Source organism: Flexivirga alba (assembly GCF_042661025.1).
Taxonomy (GTDB): Bacteria; Actinomycetota; Actinomycetes; order Actinomycetales; family Dermatophilaceae; genus Flexivirga; species Flexivirga alba.
The window spans coordinates 2,481,868-2,497,953 of the sequence record NZ_JBHSWH010000001.1; the positions used below are offsets into that span (position 1 = coordinate 2,481,868).

At 65.8% G+C, this 16,086-nt stretch carries 15 protein-coding genes; 9 read left to right on the forward strand and 6 right to left on the reverse strand.

The window, feature by feature from the left end:
* Nucleotides 1–2: 2 nt before the first annotated feature.
* Nucleotides 3–1,472 (reverse strand): gamma-aminobutyraldehyde dehydrogenase, encoded by a 1,470-nt coding sequence (locus ACFQDH_RS12275; RefSeq protein ID WP_382401663.1) that lies wholly within the window; start codon nucleotides 1,470–1,472, stop codon nucleotides 3–5.
* Nucleotides 1,473–1,558: 86 nt separating this feature from the next.
* Nucleotides 1,559–2,623 carry an aminotransferase class I/II-fold pyridoxal phosphate-dependent enzyme gene (locus ACFQDH_RS12280; RefSeq protein WP_382401665.1) on the reverse strand — a complete coding sequence of 355 codons (1,065 nt, stop codon included), beginning with the start codon at nucleotides 2,621–2,623 and terminating at the stop codon, nucleotides 1,559–1,561.
* A gap of 335 nt (nucleotides 2,624–2,958) precedes the next feature.
* On the opposite strand from ACFQDH_RS12280, the gene ACFQDH_RS12285 reads away from it, so the two are divergent.
* From ACFQDH_RS12285 to ACFQDH_RS12305, 5 genes are all read left to right on the forward strand, one after another.
* Nucleotides 2,959–4,449 (forward strand): CoA-acylating methylmalonate-semialdehyde dehydrogenase, encoded by a 1,491-nt coding sequence (locus ACFQDH_RS12285; RefSeq protein ID WP_382401667.1) that lies wholly within the window; start codon nucleotides 2,959–2,961, stop codon nucleotides 4,447–4,449.
* Nucleotide 4,450: 1 nt separating this feature from the next.
* Nucleotides 4,451–5,806 carry an aspartate aminotransferase family protein gene (locus ACFQDH_RS12290; protein WP_382401669.1) on the forward strand — a complete coding sequence of 452 codons (1,356 nt, stop codon included), beginning with the start codon at nucleotides 4,451–4,453 and terminating at the stop codon, nucleotides 5,804–5,806.
* 3 nt (nucleotides 5,807–5,809) lie between these two features.
* A complete protein-coding gene (locus ACFQDH_RS12295; protein WP_382401671.1) occupies nucleotides 5,810–7,186 on the forward strand; it encodes an NAD(P)/FAD-dependent oxidoreductase in 1,377 nt (458 codons plus the stop codon).
* A gap of 122 nt (nucleotides 7,187–7,308) precedes the next feature.
* Entirely contained in the window at nucleotides 7,309–7,860 is a 552-nt protein-coding gene (locus ACFQDH_RS12300; protein ID WP_382401673.1) for a hypothetical protein, read from the forward strand.
* A 143-nt stretch (nucleotides 7,861–8,003) separates the two neighbouring features.
* Nucleotides 8,004–8,333, forward strand: coding sequence for a hypothetical protein (locus ACFQDH_RS12305; RefSeq protein WP_382401675.1), 330 nt, complete (start codon nucleotides 8,004–8,006; stop codon nucleotides 8,331–8,333).
* Nucleotides 8,334–8,457: 124 nt separating this feature from the next.
* Here ACFQDH_RS12305 and ACFQDH_RS12310 read toward each other — a convergent pair whose 3' ends face one another.
* Nucleotides 8,458–8,841 carry a hypothetical protein gene (locus ACFQDH_RS12310; protein ID WP_382401677.1) on the reverse strand — a complete coding sequence of 128 codons (384 nt, stop codon included), beginning with the start codon at nucleotides 8,839–8,841 and terminating at the stop codon, nucleotides 8,458–8,460.
* A 473-nt stretch (nucleotides 8,842–9,314) separates the two neighbouring features.
* On the opposite strand from ACFQDH_RS12310, the gene ACFQDH_RS12315 reads away from it, so the two are divergent.
* The 3 genes from ACFQDH_RS12315 to ACFQDH_RS12325 all read left to right on the forward strand — a co-directional run bounded on the left by ACFQDH_RS12315 (nucleotide 9,315) and on the right by ACFQDH_RS12325 (nucleotide 11,717).
* On the forward strand, nucleotides 9,315–9,713 hold the full coding sequence (locus tag ACFQDH_RS12315) for a hypothetical protein (RefSeq protein ID WP_382401679.1): 399 nt from the start codon (nucleotides 9,315–9,317) through the stop codon (nucleotides 9,711–9,713).
* 437 nt (nucleotides 9,714–10,150) lie between these two features.
* Nucleotides 10,151–10,498 (forward strand): hypothetical protein, encoded by a 348-nt coding sequence (locus tag ACFQDH_RS12320; RefSeq protein ID WP_382401681.1) that lies wholly within the window; start codon nucleotides 10,151–10,153, stop codon nucleotides 10,496–10,498.
* A gap of 181 nt (nucleotides 10,499–10,679) precedes the next feature.
* The gene (locus tag ACFQDH_RS12325; protein ID WP_382401683.1) at nucleotides 10,680–11,717 is read left to right on the forward strand and encodes a hypothetical protein; all 1,038 of its coding nucleotides are present in this window, start codon (nucleotides 10,680–10,682) and stop codon (nucleotides 11,715–11,717) included.
* On the opposite strand, the gene ACFQDH_RS12330 is transcribed toward ACFQDH_RS12325, so the two are convergent.
* From ACFQDH_RS12330 to ACFQDH_RS12340, 3 genes are read right to left on the reverse strand one after another with little or no spacing between them, the layout of a single operon-like run.
* Nucleotides 11,700–12,365 carry an HD domain-containing protein gene (locus ACFQDH_RS12330; RefSeq protein WP_382401685.1) on the reverse strand — a complete coding sequence of 222 codons (666 nt, stop codon included), beginning with the start codon at nucleotides 12,363–12,365 and terminating at the stop codon, nucleotides 11,700–11,702. The two genes, ACFQDH_RS12325 and ACFQDH_RS12330, sit on opposite strands and share 18 nt — an antisense overlap.
* A 3-nt stretch (nucleotides 12,366–12,368) precedes the next feature.
* A complete protein-coding gene (locus ACFQDH_RS12335; protein ID WP_382401687.1) occupies nucleotides 12,369–13,373 on the reverse strand; it encodes a cytochrome c oxidase assembly protein in 1,005 nt (334 codons plus the stop codon).
* Nucleotides 13,374–13,380: 7 nt separating this feature from the next.
* A complete protein-coding gene (locus ACFQDH_RS12340) occupies nucleotides 13,381–15,165 on the reverse strand; it encodes an MFS transporter (protein ID WP_382401689.1) in 1,785 nt (594 codons plus the stop codon).
* Between the two features lie 169 nt (nucleotides 15,166–15,334).
* On the opposite strand from ACFQDH_RS12340, the gene dapB reads away from it, so the two are divergent.
* Nucleotides 15,335–16,084: a 4-hydroxy-tetrahydrodipicolinate reductase gene (gene dapB, locus ACFQDH_RS12345; protein WP_382401691.1), complete on the forward strand. Its 750-nt coding sequence runs from the start codon at nucleotides 15,335–15,337 to the stop codon at nucleotides 16,082–16,084.
* The last annotated feature ends 2 nt before the right edge of the window (nucleotides 16,085–16,086 follow it).

The window sequence follows — 16,086 nt, forward strand, 5'->3', positions numbered from 1 at the left end:
AGCTAGTCCGCGAGCGTGAAAACCGATCGGTGCCAAGGCTTTTGCGCCACGGCGGTGATGTCGTGCATGACGTGCTTGACGATGGTGTATTCCTCGAACGAGTAGTGACTCATGTCCTTGCCGTAACCGGAATGCTTGTAGCCGCCGTGCGGCATCTCGCTGAGGATCGGGATGTGGTCGTTGACCCACACCGCCCCGGCCCGGATGTCGCGGGTGGCCCGACCGGCGCGATAGACGTCCCGTGTCCACGCGGACGCGGCCAGGCCGTAGGGCGTGTCGTTGGCCAGGGTGATCCCCTCGTTGTCGCTGTCGAAGGGCAGCGCGGCCAGCACCGGGCCGAAGACCTCTCGTTGCACGATCTCGGAGTCCTGGGGCGCCCCGGTGATCAAGGTCGGCTCGTAGTAGAAACCGGGGCCGTCCACCAGCCGTCCACCGCATTGCGCCGTGGCGCCCGACGCGACCGCCCGATCCACCATTCCCGCCACGTGATCGCGTTGCCGAGCGCTGACCAGCGGACCCTGGTCGGTGGCCGGGTCCGAGGTCGGCCCGAGCCGCACCTGCCGCATCAGCTCGGCGACACCGGAGACGAACCGGTCGAAGAGCGGTCGCTGGATGTAGGCACGGGTTGCGGCGGTGCAGTCCTGTCCGGTGTTGATCAGGGACGCAGCAACAGCACCGTGTATGGCGGCCTCCAGGTCTGCGTCGTCGAAGACCACGAAGGGAGCCTTGCCGCCGAGCTCCAGGTGGGTGCGTTTCGCCATACCGGCGGCGAGCGACGCGATCTGGGTGCCGACCGCGGTGGAGCCGGTGAAGGAGACCATCGACACCGACGGATGCGAGATCAGCGGTGTGCCGGCCTCCAGCCCCGTGCCGGTCAGGATGTTGATGACCCCGTCCGGTATGCCTGCGGCTGTTGCGGTTTCGGCGAAGAGCAGGCTGGTCAGCGGAGTGAGTTCGGAAGGCTTGAGCACGATGGTGTTGCCCGCCGCGATTGCCGGCAGGATCTTCCACGCGGCCATCTGCAACGGGTAGTTCCACGGCGCGATGGACCCGACGACACCGATCGCTTCGCGTCGGATGCTGCTGGTGTGGTCGGGGGAGTATTCGCCGGTGGCGAGTCCGGTCAGTTGGCGGGCGGCACCGGCGAAGAAGGCGACATTGTCGATGCTGCCCGGGACGTCGAACTCGCGGGACAGCCGGATCGGCTTGCCGGCCTGTCGGGTCTCGTCGAGCGCAAGCTCCTCGGCGCGGTCGCGCAGCAGCGCCGCCCAGGCGGTCATCGCATCGGACCGCTCGGCCGGTGTCGCGCGCGACCACTCCTGGAACGCGTTGGCGGCCGCGTCGACGGCGGCATCGACCTCTGCCGGGCCGGCGAGGTCGATCTCGTCGATGGTTTCCTCGGTGGAGGGGTCGATGAGCGGCATGGTGCCCGCGGTGCCGGTGACACGCTTACCGTTGATGAACTGATACATGTGAACCTCGAAATCTGTTGGAGTCCCGCCGCATTGGGGGACTGGGAGAGCTCGCGCTGTTGAAACCGGTCGCTGCAGACGCAGCGTCAGCGGCTTATCAGTCCTCCTGCGTCGGCGGCAGCCAGCAATGCTGCCGCCACATCCTGCTCGTCATCCGCAAGCAATCCGACGGTGACCCGAATACGCGGTGGATGACCCGTCCCGATCCGGAAGGGGGATCCGGGAGCGGCCCCGATGCCCCCGGCGGCGAGGCTCTGCAGCGCCGCGACCTCGTCGAGGACCGGCACCCAGATGTTGATGCCGTCGTCGCCCGGGACCCGCAGGCCGCCTCGGGCGAGAGCCTCGATCAGTCCCTGCCGTCGACGCTCGTACTCGCGTCGTGCATCGGCCACCTGGCCCTGGCTGCGGGCGCTGGTGAGGAATTCCAGCAGCAGCCGTTGCAGCAGGCGGCTGCTCCATCCTTGACCGAGCTGACGACGGCGTTCGATCGGCTCGATGAGTCGGGCGGCGCCACCGATGGCCGCGAGTCGTAGATCCGGCCCGTAGGCCTTGGAGAAGCTGCGAATGTGCAGGACACGATCGGGCAGATGCGTGCCGATGCTGACCAGCTCGGTGGTTGCGATGCCGTCGAGCGAGTCGTCCTCGACGATCACCGTGTCCGACGGAGCCAGGACAGCTGCGAGTGCAGCCGAACGCTTCGCGGTCATCGTCACGCCCGTGGGGTTCTGCCCGCGCGGCTGCATCACGAAGAGCGCGGCGCCCTGCGCGAGAGTCTCGGCGAGGGCATCGGGACGTGGCCCCTCCTCGTCCAACTCGACCGGGATCGGCTGCAGTCCGGCAGCGTCCAAAAGGTCGAGAAACGGTGGGAACGCTGGGTTTTCGATGGCGACGCGGGTGCCGTAGCCGCCGAACTGCCGCAGCACGGAGTCCATGGCGTCGGTCGCGCCGTCGGCGATCGTCAGCCGCTCGGGCCTGAACGGCCAGGTACGCACGATCTGCTCGGCGAGCTCCGGGAGCACCGGGTCGTCTAGGTAATGGTGCGTTGCGGGCGCATCGCCCAGCGCGTCCAGCGCCGGACCGACGGCCGGTAACAGTGCCGGGTCCGGAACACCGGTCGACAGGTCGAGGCCGAATCGGACCGGGCTACCCACGGCACGGCGGTAGCGGCTGTTTCCCACGAGCCCGCCGCGCGGTTCGGCGATGAACGAACCGTGGCGTCCGTCGGTGCGGATCGTCCTGCTCGGCGCAGCGTTGCCCAGGCGGAGCTGACGGTTGTCGGCGACAACTGCAACGACTCCGCGACCGACCGGATCGGAGGTAGCCGCACGCCGGGCTCCAGGGACCCTGCCGCCACGGCCCGTGCGACGGCGTCGGCCAGGCCCCGTGCCGTCGGGTCGGACAGGTGAGTCCTCAGAACATCGATCACTTATGTGACACTACAGAGAATGTATTGTGTCGGCAAAGGCTGGCACGTAATGTGCAGGGCATGGAACATGTGCAGCACTGGATAAACGGGCAACTCACCGCAGGCGCGCCGACCGCGACGGCGCCCATTCACAATCCCGCCACGGGCGAGCAGACCGCGGAGCTCGCGCTCGCCTCGAGCGCCGATGTGGACACCGTCGTGGCGTCTGCGCGAAAGGCTGCGACGGCGTGGCGCAGCACCTCGCTGGCCGCTCGCACCAAGGTGCTTTTCGCCTTCCGGCAACTGCTCGCCGCGCACTCCGATGAGTTCTCGGCCATCATCACGTCCGAGCACGGCAAGGTGCTTTCCGATGCCGCCGGCGAGGTGGTGCGCGGCCTGGAGAGTGTCGAATATGCCTGTGGCGTACCCGATCTGCTCAAGGGCGACTTCACCGAGCAGGCCTCGACAGGCGTCGACGTCTACTCGATCCGGCAGCCGGTCGGTGTCGTCGCCGGCATCACGCCGTTCAACTTCCCGCTCATGGTCCCGCTCTGGATGTGCGCCAGCGCGATCGCGTGCGGCAACGCGTTCATCCTCAAGCCGAGCGAGAAGGACCCGTCGGCGTCGCTGCTCCTCGCGCAGCTCTGGAAGGACGCGGGCCTGCCCGACGGTGTCTTCAGCGTGCTGCAGGGCGACAAGGTCGCCGTCGACGGATTGCTGCAGCACCCCGATGTCGATGCGATCAGCTTCGTCGGCTCGACACCGATCGCGAAGCACATCTACGAGACCGGCACCAAGGCCGGCAAGCGGGTGCAGGCGCTCGGTGGCGCGAAGAACCACATGATGGTCCTGCCCGACGCGGATCTGGATGTCGCTGCGGATGCAGCGATTTCGGCGGCATACGGGGCTGCGGGTGAGCGCTGTATGGCGATCTCGGTCGTCGTCGCGGTCGGCGCGATCGCCGACCCGCTGCTCGACGCGATCAAGTCGCGGATCCCGTCGTTGCTCGTCGGCCCCGGTGACCAGGACGGCACGGACATGGGCCCGCTGATCACCGCGCAGCATCGCGAGAAGGTCGTCGACTACATCAACCGCGGCGAGCAGGAGGGCGCGAAGGTTGTCGTCGACGGACGCGAAAACACCAGTGACAGTGGCTATTTCCTCGGTTGCACCCTGCTGGACGATGTCCGCCCGGACAACGTCGCCTACACCGACGAGATCTTCGGCCCGGTGCTGTCCGTGGTCCGCGTGGACACATACGACGAGGCGCTGTCACTGATCAACGCCCACCCGTTCGCCAACGGAACAGCGATCTTCACCCGCGACGGTGGAGCCGCTCGCCGCTTCCAGTTCGACGTGCAGGTCGGCATGGTCGGCGTCAATGTGCCGATCCCGGTGCCGGTCGGCTACTACTCGTTCGGCGGCTGGAAGTCGTCCCTCTTCGGCGACACGCACATCTACGGACCCGAGGGCGTCAACTTCTACACCCGGCGCAAGGTGGTCACCAGCAGGTGGCCCGACCCGGGTAGCTCGAAGATCGACCTCGGCTTCCCGACCAACGGAGACCACTGAGATGAATGACGTCGATGCCGCGGCCGCGCAACAGGTCCGCGCGGACGATCGCGCTCACGTCTTCCACTCCTGGAGCGCGCAGGCCCATGTCGACGCCATCCCGATCGCGGGCGGATCCGGTTCGTACTTCTGGGATTACGAGGGAAAGCGCTATCTCGACTTCTCCTCCCAACTGGTCAACCTGAACATCGGGCACGGCCACCCGAAGGTCGTGCAGGCCATCCAGGATCAAGCAGCCAAGCTGGCGACGATCGCTCCCGCGTTGGGCAGCGACGTGCGCGGCGAAGCTGCGCGGCTGATCGCCGAGCGCGCCCCCGGGGACCTGGACCGGGTGTTCTTCACCAACGGCGGAGCCGATGCCAACGAGCACGCCATCCGGATGGCGCGGCTGCAGACCGGCCGGCCGACGATCCTGTCGGCATACCGCAGCTATCACGGTGCGACGGGCGGCGCGATCGCGCTGACCGGCGACCCGCGCCGGTGGGCGAACACACCCACCGGGCAGTCGGTGGCGCACTTCTTCGGTCCCTACGCCTACCGGTCCGCTTTCCATAGCGACTCCGAGGAGCAGGAGTCGCAGCGCGCGCTGCAGCACCTGCGCGACGTCGTGCAGCTGCAGGGTCCGAGCACGATCGCCGCGATCATCCAGGAGTCCGTGGTCGGCACCAACGGCATCCTCGTGCCGCCGCCGGGCTACCTGGCCGGCGTGCGCGAGCTGTGCGACGAATACGGCATTCTGCTGATCGCCGACGAGGTGATGGCCGGATTCGGGCGCTGCGGCGAGTGGTTCGCGATCCAGCACTGGGACGTCGTGCCCGACCTGATCACCTTCGCGAAGGGCGTCAACTCCGGTTACGTCCCGCTCGGCGGGGTGATCCTCGGCCCGAAGACCTACCAGCGCTTCGCCGACCAGCCCTACCCGGGCGGTCTCACCTACTCCGGGCATCCGCTCGGATGTGCGGCCGCCGTCGCGTCGATCAAGGCGTTCGAGGACGAAGGCATCCTGGAGAACGCCCGCAAGCTCGGCGAGACTGTGGTCGAGCCGCGTCTGCAGGAGTTCAAGGCCAAGCACGCGAGCGTCGGTGACGTGCGCGGGCTCGGGATGTTCTGGGCGATCGAGCTGGTCAAGGACAAGGACACCCGCGAGCCGCTCGTGCCGTTCAACGCCGCCGGAGACGCGGCTGCGCCGATGGGCGCTTTCGCCGCCGCGTGCAAGAAGGAGGGTCTGTGGCCCTTCATCCACATGAACCGCACTCACGTCGTGCCCCCATGCAACATCAGTGAGGACGAGCTGCGCACCGGCCTGGACATCATCGACGCGGCTCTCGACGTCGCCGACGAACACGCCGGGGGATGACCGGTGGCCACGATCGATGCGCGGATCGCGGCAGCACGCAGGACGCCGTTCTGGCTGGACACTCCTGACCGGCCTGCTGCCCGAACCTCGCTCGACGCGGACACGACCTGCGAACTCGCAGTAGTCGGAGGCGGATTCAGCGGTCTGTGGACTGCGGTGCTCGCCAAAGAAGCCAACCCCGACCGTGACGTCCTGCTGCTGGAGGGCGGCCGGTTGGCGTGGGCCGCGTCGGGTCGCAACGGTGGTTTCTGCGCAGCGAGCCTGACCCACGGCTACGACAACGGCGTCAGCCGGTTCGGCGAGGCAGCACAGGTCGAGCTCGATCGACTCGGTATGGCGAACCTCGACCAGATCGAGGCGACCGTGGCGCGTTACGGCATCGACTGCGACTTCGAACGCACTGGTGAGGTCGACGTTGCGACCGAGCCCTATCAGCTGTCCGGTCCGGACGTCGGGCCAGGCTGCGTCCACTTGGACAAGGATTCCGTTCGTGCTGAACTGAATTCGCCGACCTTCCTCGGCGGCGTGTGGGACAAGCGCGGTGTGGCGATGCTCGACCCTGCGAAACTCGCCTGGGGGCTGGCGGAGGTCGCCGAGCGTCTCGGAGTCCGCATCGTCGAGCAGTCACCAGTGCGTGAACTGCGCAAGCACGCAACGCACATCGAGTTGGTGGCCGACCGAGGGTCGGTGCATGCCCAGCGAGTTGCGTTGGCCACCAACATCTTTCCGCCATTGCTGCGCCGGCTTCGGCTCTATTGCGTTCCCGTCTATGACCACGTGTTGATGACGGAGCCGCTCACCGAGGAACAGCTCGCCGCGATCGGCTGGCAGCACCGACAGGGCTTCGGCGACAGCGGCAACCAGTTCCACTACTACCGGCTGACCGCGCACAACCGCATCCTCTGGGGTGGCTATGACGCGGTCTACCACTTCGGCAGAAAGCTCAAGGCGGAGTATGACGACCGCCCCGAGACCTTCCGGACGCTTGCCGAGCACTTCGACACGACCTTCCCGCAGCTGGCCGGCATCGGCTTCAGCCATCGTTGGGGCGGCGCGATCGACACGTGCACCCGTTTCTGTGCGTTCTTCGGGGCGGCATACGACCATCGGGTTGCTTACGCGCTCGGTTACACCGGCCTCGGTCTGGGGGCCACTAGGTTCGGCGCGCAGGTGATGCTCGACCTGTTGGACGGTGTGGACACAGAGCGCACTCGCACTCCGCTGGTGCGCACCAAGCCGCTGCCTTTTCCGCCGGAACCGTTGGCGTTCATCGGGATTGAGGCGACCCGTCGGTCGCTGGCGCACGCCGACGAGCACGAGGGACACCGCAACTTGTGGCTGCGTGGGCTTGATCGAGTGGGGCTCGGCTTTGACTCGTAACGAGTCATAGATTCCTGGTTGAATGGCATCGCGCCAGCGCAATGCGGTGGTTGCCGCAGCTGGTCACCAGGAATTCGTCACGGCTCTCGAGCACATGCCGGGCGACCATCACCGTGCGTCGGATGGCTACGGCGCGAATTTATCGAGGAAGCACCATGGGGAATAGGTCCTATCTCATCAGTTCGGCTGGTCTTGAGCTGGAGACGAACAATTCCGAAGCGCTCTACTGGCGCTCGCTCTTGACACCGGAAGTCCTCGAGCGCAGTCGACCTGCGTGGGAGAGTGCGGAGACGGAGGAGGACCCACCAGTGGGTCTGACCGCAATTGTGCTGACAGTGGGTGAGGCTCGTGCGCCAATGGCCAGGTTCGGTGCGCTGATCGCCGAACAGTTGCCCGAGCAAAACGAGCTGTATGGCGAGTTCGCGCGCGCTGTCGGCGACGCTCCCAATGACGCCCGCGTGACGATCGAGTACGAAGAACTCGCCTGGTTCACCTCACACGCCGAATTCTTTGCCGACCTCGTCAACGCGGTTCGTGCAACGGCAAACGGAGACCTGTCGTGGGTCACAGCGCTCCAGGACAATCCGATCTCGGAGGGATTTGGCTTCTATGGGGACGACAGCCGCGCGGGTGACGCCTGGCGAGCAAGCGCAGCAGAAGCGGGCTTGACCTGAGGCGATCGAGCCGGCCGGCCCCGCGGAGAGGTTGCGGTGCCGGTGACGATGTGCACGTCGATAAATACGATAGGCAGGGCCGACTATTTCATACTCGACATTACTACTGGTGACGCGCAGTGCGGATGCGATGAGGATATTCGATGTGGGTTGACTCGGAAGGTGTTTTCCATACGGCTTCGCTGCCTGACCCCGCGCTTCTCATTGGCGCGTCGATGGTCGACTTCATTCGCAATTCTGGCCTTCTAAAACGGGCGCGGATCCAGCGGATTGTCGATAAGGAAGAGGAGCGATTCTTGGAGGACGCTCGAAGTGCAGTCGATATAGCGGCATACGGCACCGACCGCCCATATCCACCGCACCCAGTGTTCGGAACAGTCACCAACGTCAGGGAGTTGCGTGCAGGATTAGAGGCCGTATCAATGACGTGGCGGCTGGATGCAATCGTGACCATTGACGAAATGCTTGGCTAGACGAAGAGTAGTGTTGATGCCAGTGTGAACGCCTGAATACATCGACACGGGGCTTATTCCCCGTGTCTCTTTGGCATTCATGCAGTTTCGATCTCAGCATTCCAAACCGCCGACACCGGTAACGTCAGAGGAATCCGGGCATCTGCCAGAGCACGGCACCGGTGTAGCCGTTGAAGAGCATTCCGGAGTCCACATCGAACCATCCGCCTTGGCCGGTGTGGCTGGTACTCCACCGGATCCGCCCGCTGGGTGCGACGACCTGCAGTTGCCCGCGCGTTGTGATTCGGGCGTGGGAGCCGGCGACGTAGGTCCGGCTGTGCCATTTGAGGACCCCATTTAGTCGGTAGGCCAGGTCGCCGTTGGTTTGCATTGTCACGGTCTTGGTCGAGTCCCAGGACTCGATCTTGCTGATCAGCCGGTCTCCGGACGTCAGTGTGTGGCCCGAGCCCAGCAAAGCGTGGCCGGTCCCGGTGGACCAGATCGCCTTGCCGGTTGCGGTAGGGGTCAATCGGCCCGACTTGCAGTACACCTTGAATGGGCAGCGTTACTATGAAGAGTTCGATATTCCGTCGTCAACGCGAGGACCTATGCATGAGTCTCGGATCCTGTCGAATGACCCAGGCGGCGTCGTCAACCTCTTCACGGTGCCATGATCGAGGGTCAAATGACTGTCGGAGTTGACATGTACGCGCCAGTTACCTCGGCGCTGGGTTTCCTTCGCGCGCCACTGGAGGTTGTTGCCGATGGGTTGGCTATGTGGCGTCGAAAGATCCACGGCTCGGCACATCTTGAGATCCTTGAGGGGGCCTCATCGCCAACATTCCGGCGCTGGAGCCCTTGACTGGCGGGGTTCGCCCCCGGGAACTGGTTGTTGCCACCCGCAACCCAGACTGGGTCGCGATCTTTGATTGCGGGATCCAAGGGGGTGATCCGAGTACAACGGTGGCGTATCTCGCTCGGACGCTCAAGGTTCAGGGAGTTGTGGTCGTTGCGATTCCTGACGTGCCTGGCAAAGCCGGCCAACCCCCACGCTACGGAGCGCGTCAGTTCGAGATGTTCGCGCCGATCCCCACAAATTTCCTGAACTATGTCCGAACCGTCTCCGTCGTACGAGACGGAAGCCGATGGCGTTTTGATGTCAACGGTACGGTCCAAGATTTCGAGGATATCGAGGCCTACAAGCGGCGTAGGATCGCTGACAGGTTGAGCGCAACGATGTTGGCCGATTACGCCGCAGCACTCGGGCTGAGACCGTTTGACCAGAACTTCTTTTCTGGGCCGAGCGTGCTGGTCCGCAACTCGGCTACGCCGCCACCAGATGCGGTGGTGTCAAGCCTGCGTGATGCACAGAAGAGGGCTGGCATTGTTCCCGCCAAGTGATCCGTCAACTGACGTCGTTACGAGTTGCCCAGGCAAGACGCTCCGGGACCTGGTCGACGTCGAGCATGTCTGGTCGAACGGTCACCTACTGCACCCAGCACGACACTGCCACAGAAAGCGGAGAAGGCGATCAACTCTCCGCATACCGCGGGGTTGGCCGCGAAGACCAGGCTACGACGAAGCGTGCAGGGGCTTGCGACTATGCGTGACTTGAACGGCAGCGCAACACCTAAAGACCACAACCTTGGCAACACGACCGATAACCCAATTACGTCCTGGACCCGCAACTCAGGCACGGCACGAAGGTACGCCGGCGGCGACGGCCTGATCCTGCGGATACCAAGCGGGCCGTACAAGCTCGAGTGGTCACCGGATCAGAGCTACGAAGACGAGATCCTCGCCCGAGGACCGGTCAGCGGTGCGGAAGTGTGGCAACCATGATCGGCCACATCGAGCGCAGCGAGCTTGTCTGCCGGCTGAATGGCAGGGCCGACGCGGCATCGTTACGGCTCCTCGCCGCGCTGTCCGCGGAGGCATCGACACAGTTGGTTCCGGTCAACGAGGTGGAGTCAAGAACGCTCACGCCGGTGTACGAGGTTCGACTTGCGCTGGCCCGCTCCGGGAACGGGCCGTTCACGCTTGGGCTCGCGGAGTGGATCGCAGAGCTGTATCAGCACAAAGCTGTGAAGTTGGCGAACGTGACCGCTGGACGCGTCTTCGGATTGTGCCTGCTTGACGCGGGTGGTGGGGTGCTCGCTGTGACGACGGACGAACCACGACGATGAGAGCGATCACCCGACCCGTATAGGTCGCTGGCGATCGCCCGGAGGGACGGTCGGCAAACCGGCCTGACCGGATCGGGCTCGATTTTCGACTCCTGACCGAGCCTGTGGACAACTTCTGCGGTGAAACAAGCTGCGGTGCTTGACTCCCTGGACCTCGTTCGCCGATCCATAGGGAGTCACGATGTTCGCCCGCACACACGCCGTCGCCGCCGTCGCACTCGGTGCGATGCTCGCGCTCTCAAGTTGCTCACCCAGCAGTGGCGACACCGCGCAGAGCTCGGGCCGCTCGACGTCGTTGTCGTCTTCCGTGACTCACGACACCGGTCCCGCAGTCACCGTGCCCGAAGCGCAAGCAATCATGCAGTCCTACGACACGGCCAACAATGCAGCCATCAAGGCGTCGCACAGCCCCACGTATGACGAAAAGCCGTGGGGTTCCGTCGACGCAGGGCCCGTCTTGGCAAGTGACGTGTTCAGCACGCGGCTCGCCGAACAGCAACGGGACAAGTCCACCTCAAAACCCTTCACCCACACCGTGATGCACGCATACGGCAGCACGACGCGAAGTTCGGATGGGCGGCCACCGTGGTTGCTGGTCACCGGGATCGTGCCCGCAGTCGGCAACAGCGGCATGCCGTACGACTTCGCCTGCGTCCTCGTCAAGGAGCCCGCGGGGTGGCGCATGTGGGCAAGTCTGGGTGGCGACCTGAGATCGCTGCCCACTCCGCCACGGAGAGTGCAGACGCTGACAACTTCGCAGCGTCAGGCCGCTGCGAACAGCATTGCGCTGCTCGGCCGCGCCGTCGCCACCGGTTCGGTGGACGAGATCGGTAAAGGCTCGGCCATCACGGAATACCGTACGGCCCTGCACAAGGGATTGCCTGACACCGAGATGACGGTCGAACCGCGGCCATGGGGGAGTCCGGTGGGGACGAGCACGGCGACTGCCATTGTCGTGGGCACGCCTGCGGCGCGCCTCATGCGCGTCGGCTCGGCAACATTGGGGCTGGTGTCGTTCGAGAACATCGTCACCTACGAAACAACCGACGGAACAGCGACCATCAAACTCGACCGAGACCATGCGGCGGTCGAGGGCGGAGACAGCAAGCCGACGGCGATGGCGCATCGGCGGACCTACCAGACCATGCTGGTCAGCATCGACGATCACGGGAAGCCGACCGTCGTTGGTTCGTCCGACGGGCTACTCGCCAAGGCTTAGCCGAGCCACCTCGCGCGCGACGTTGTCTCGTGCGTGGGCGGTCCACGTCGCTCGCGCGAACTGCGTCCGGTAGACCTCCGGGCGGTCGACGAGCGCGGCGAGGATCTCGCTGCGACCGGTGGCGTATGCCGCGGCCGGCACGTGCTCGTACTCGACCCGGATCTGCCTGCAGTACTCGCCGAACCGCGCCGGAGTCGCCGCCAGGATCGCCAGGTCGGCGTCGGTGAAGACGTCCGCGAGTGCGCCGGGCACCTGGGTTCCGTGGTCGATCGTGAGCAGGATCAGATCCTCGACGGTCTGTAGGTCGGACGCGTCGAAGTGCAATGACGCCAACAGGTCTCGCGCCAATCGAGCGCTCTCGCGTTCACTGTGCCCGGCGGTCGCTCGCACGTCATACACCGCATCGTGCAGCCAGGCGGCTACGCGCGCGAGCTGTGTCTCGCGCTCGGCGAGCCCGCTCGCCCGCGCCAGGTCGTCGATGGCGGAGAGCATCTCGGCCAGGTGCTGGTCGGTGTGATAGCTGCGGTGCGGTTCGCTCCAGCGGGCCAGCAGCCCGGTGCCCACCCGGCGAGCGGCTTCCCGATCCGCTGCGGGCGCGAGCCCAGCGATGTCGGCGATCCAACCGTCCAGGAACTCCGTGTCGGGCATGCCTCAATCGTCGCGGTTGCCGAACCGGTCCGCCAGCCGGGGATCGGAGAGCCACCAGGGTTGCTCGGCCTTGTCGTCGTTCGCTGGGCCGGCCTCGGGCGCGGCCGTGCGGTGCGCCGACTCGGCCCGGTGCTGCTCGGCCCGGTCCAACTCGGCGTCGGTCGCCCGCGCTTCGGCGGCGTCACTGCGGATCCATTCGATGAAGACCGCTGCCAACATCGGCACCCCGATGCTCTCGGCCACCGCCAGAAGGGCGCCCCCGGCGTACTTCTGGTCCATCGTGTGACTGAGCCCGCCACGCAGCGCGTCGGCGGCGGGCGAGAAGCCCGGAAAGTGCGGCAGCAGCATCGAATTCGCGGTCATGACCAGGATGCCGGGGAAAGCGTCGGCCACCCCGTCCAGGAACGCCAGAAAGGTACGGACCGGGGGCGTGGCCCACTCGGGCAGCAGGTCGTCGGCAAGGGTCGGCAGCACGAAGAGGAGCCCGACGATCAGCAGTTGGAGGATCAGCACCGTGCCGACCAGCTCGGAGCGGACCGCGTGTTCGCCATACGGCGTGAAGAAGATCGCCATGATCCCCGCGATGTCCAGCAGGAAGCTGACCAGCGGGAAGGTCAGCGCGCGGACGACTCGTGACCGCACCGCCCGCTCGACCCTGGTGTCATCTGGGCCGAGGGCGGCGCTCAGCAACCGCAAGGGGTCGCCCAGCGCGAGACCCATCGGAACGACCGTGCCGATCACCGCGACCTGCGCGGCGAACATCCACAAGAACGTCTGCCGGTAGACACCGACAGGGCCGCAGGTGACGTAGAACAGCATGCCGACACCGATGACGAGGTATGCCGCAACCCGCCACCACGGCCAGTGGACGCCACGTCGCCGTGCGGCCACCAGCAACCACGCATAAGCGCCGAGCAGGAGGAGCGACAGCACCACGCCGACGATGTCGAACCGCCAGGCGGTCAGCCAGCTCGACACGTCGAAGGGTTCAGGAGCCAGACCGTTCACCTGGGAATTATCGCTGACCAACCGCAACGTCAGCTGAAGACTCCGACTCATCCTGCTGCTCGGCCAGATCGTCGTGCACGTACTTGCTGCCACGCAGCAGGCTGGCGATCGCGGCGATGACCATCATGGCCGCGGCGGCGGTGAAGACCACGATCAGGCCGTCGTGGAAGGGACCGGACAGCAGATGCGGGAAGAACTCCTTGCCGGTGAGCGTGGCGGCGTTCGACGCCGGGATCTTGTCCAAGGTCCCGGTCGGTCCCAGCAGGCTCTCGATCGGGTTGTAACCGAGGAACGCCGCGAACATCGAACCGACGGGCGGCAACCCGGCGACCTGATCGGCGACACCGGCGGGAACGTGCTGGGCGAGCAGACCCGACCGCATGGCCTGAGGGAGGTTCTGGGCCAGGCCGGCGATCATCAGCGAGAAGAAGATGCCGATCGACAGGGATGTGCCGGAGTTGAAGAACGTCGCGCGCATCCCGGACGCGGCGCCGCGCTGGTGCGCGGGGACCGAATTCATGATCGCGGTGGTGTTCGGTGCGGAGAACATGCCTGAGCCGACGCCGTTGACGAAGAGCAGTGCCGCGAAGATCCAGTAGTTGAAATCGACTGGTATCAACAGGAACCCGACGAATGTGGCGCCAGTGATCAACAGCCCGCCGCTGGCGAAGGCGCGGGCGCCGAAGCGGTCGGAGAGGAAACCACAGACCGGACCGGCGATCAGGAAGCCGATCGTCAGCGGGAGCAGGAAGATGCCCGCCCACAGTGGCGTCGACTCATAGCGATAACCGTGCAACGGCAGCCAGATGCCCTGCAACCAGATGATCAGCATGAACTGCATGCCGCCGCGCCCGATGGACGCCAGCAGGCCGGCGAAGTTGCCGGCGCTGAACGCCTTGATCTTGAACAGGCTCATCGAGAACATCGGGTCGGCGACCTTGGTCTCGATGATGCAGAACGCCACCAGCACGACCGTGCCGCCGATCAGCCCGGCCAGCACCCACGGGCTGGTCCAGCCCATGGTGTGGCCGCCATACGGCTGAATGCCGTAGGTGATCGCGACCAGGATCGCGGTGACGCCGACCGCGAAGGTGATGTTGCCCGGTATGTCGAGCCGGCCCCGGCGCTTGGTGCCCAGCTCGTGCAGCGACTTGTACGCCCACACCGTGCCGAACACGCCGATCGGCACACTCACCCAGAAGATCGCCCGCCAGTGCCACTCGGACAGCACGCCGCCGATGATCAGGCCCAGGAACGATCCGGCGATCGCCGAGACCTGGTTGATCCCGAGCGCCATACCGCGTTCGGTGGACGGGAAGGCATCGGTGAGGATCGCCGTGGAGTTGGCCATCAGCATGGCGCCGCCGACGCCCTGCAGGATGCGGCCGACGATGATCCACATCGCGCCGGTGCCGCCGCCGACCGGGTCGAGGGACAACAGCACCGAGGCGATGGTGAACACCACGAAGCCGAGGTTGTACAACTTGACTCGGCCGAACATGTCGCCCAGCCGGCCGAGCGCGACGACGAGCACCGCGGACACCACGAGGTAGCCCATCAGCGTCCAGAGCAGGTAGCCGATGTTGCCGGCGCCGAGCGGGTCGAGGTGTATCCCGCGGAAGATCGCCGGCAGCGAGATGATCACGATCGAGGAGTTGATGGTCGCCATCAGCACGCCGAGCGTTGTGTTCGACAGTGCCACCCACTTGTAGCGGGGGTGGTCGGCTTCGAAGCGGCGGCGCGGACCGCGGGTGCGTTGCGAACCCTGGGCGGGGGTGGGTGCTTCGGTCACGGGAGATGCGGGCTTTCCGGTGTGAGTCGTGTCGGGTTGGTCGGCCAGCGTTGAAATCGTTAGCCGAGGTAACTAACAACATAGTAGCGGTATGGAAGAAGGTCCCCAAGGGTGATCGCTGCCTGGACGGCTCCCGGGCCTGGCTGCGGCGGGCGTCTACCCTGGCCGGGTGACCACATCGCTTGCTGTCGCTGTCATCGGAGCCGCCGGACGAATGGGTGCCACCACCTGCACCGCGATCGAGGACGCAGCTGATCTCACCCTCGTCGGCCGGTATGACGCAGGGGACGACCTCGGCGACCTGGGTGGTGCCCAGGTGGCGGTCGACTTCACGGTTCCCGACTCGTCCCCGGCCAACGTCAAGTACTGCGTGGAGCACGGCGTGCACGCCGTGGTCGGCACGACCGGGTGGACCACGGATCGACTTGATGCGCTGAAAGCGACATTGGCAGAGCATGATTCGGTCGGCGTGCTGATCGCACCCAACTTCGCGATCGGTGCCCTGCTGATGATGCGGTTCGCACAGCAGGCGGCGCGCTTCTACGAATCGGTCGAGATCGTGGAGACCCATCACCCCGGCAAGGTGGATGCGCCGTCCGGCACTGCGGCGCGCACCGCCGAACTCATTGCCGCGGCCCGAGCTGAGGCCGGCCTCGGACCGGTCCCGGATGCGACCAAGAGCGACCCGGACGGCGCTCGCGGCGCGGACGTCAGTGGCATCCGGGTGCACGCGCAGCGGCTGCCCGGCCGCGTTGCGCATCAGGAGGTGTCGTTCGGCGGCGACGGTGAGGCACTCACCCTGCGACACGACTCCTTCGACCGGGTGAGTTTCATGCCCGGTGTGCTGGCCGGTGTGCGTGCTGTTCCCAACCACCCCGGTCTGACGGTCGGCCTCGAGCACTTCCTCGGCCTGGACTGACC

Excerpts from the sequence above, each read along its gene's own strand:
- ACFQDH_RS12275 (WP_382401663.1), bottom strand. The coding sequence starts at position 1,472 with ATGTATCAGTTCATCAACGGTAAGCGTGTCACCGGCACCGCGGGCACC.
- ACFQDH_RS12285 (WP_382401667.1), top strand. The coding sequence starts at position 2,959 with ATGGAACATGTGCAGCACTGGATAAACGGGCAACTCACCGCAGGCGCG.
- ACFQDH_RS12290 (WP_382401669.1), top strand. The coding sequence starts at position 4,451 with ATGAATGACGTCGATGCCGCGGCCGCGCAACAGGTCCGCGCGGACGAT.
- ACFQDH_RS12300 (WP_382401673.1), top strand. The coding sequence starts at position 7,309 with ATGGCTACGGCGCGAATTTATCGAGGAAGCACCATGGGGAATAGGTCC.
- ACFQDH_RS12305 (WP_382401675.1), top strand. The coding sequence starts at position 8,004 with ATGTGGGTTGACTCGGAAGGTGTTTTCCATACGGCTTCGCTGCCTGAC.
- ACFQDH_RS12320 (WP_382401681.1), top strand. The coding sequence starts at position 10,151 with ATGATCGGCCACATCGAGCGCAGCGAGCTTGTCTGCCGGCTGAATGGC.
- ACFQDH_RS12325 (WP_382401683.1), top strand. The coding sequence starts at position 10,680 with ATGTTCGCCCGCACACACGCCGTCGCCGCCGTCGCACTCGGTGCGATG.
- ACFQDH_RS12330 (WP_382401685.1), bottom strand. The coding sequence starts at position 12,365 with ATGCCCGACACGGAGTTCCTGGACGGTTGGATCGCCGACATCGCTGGG.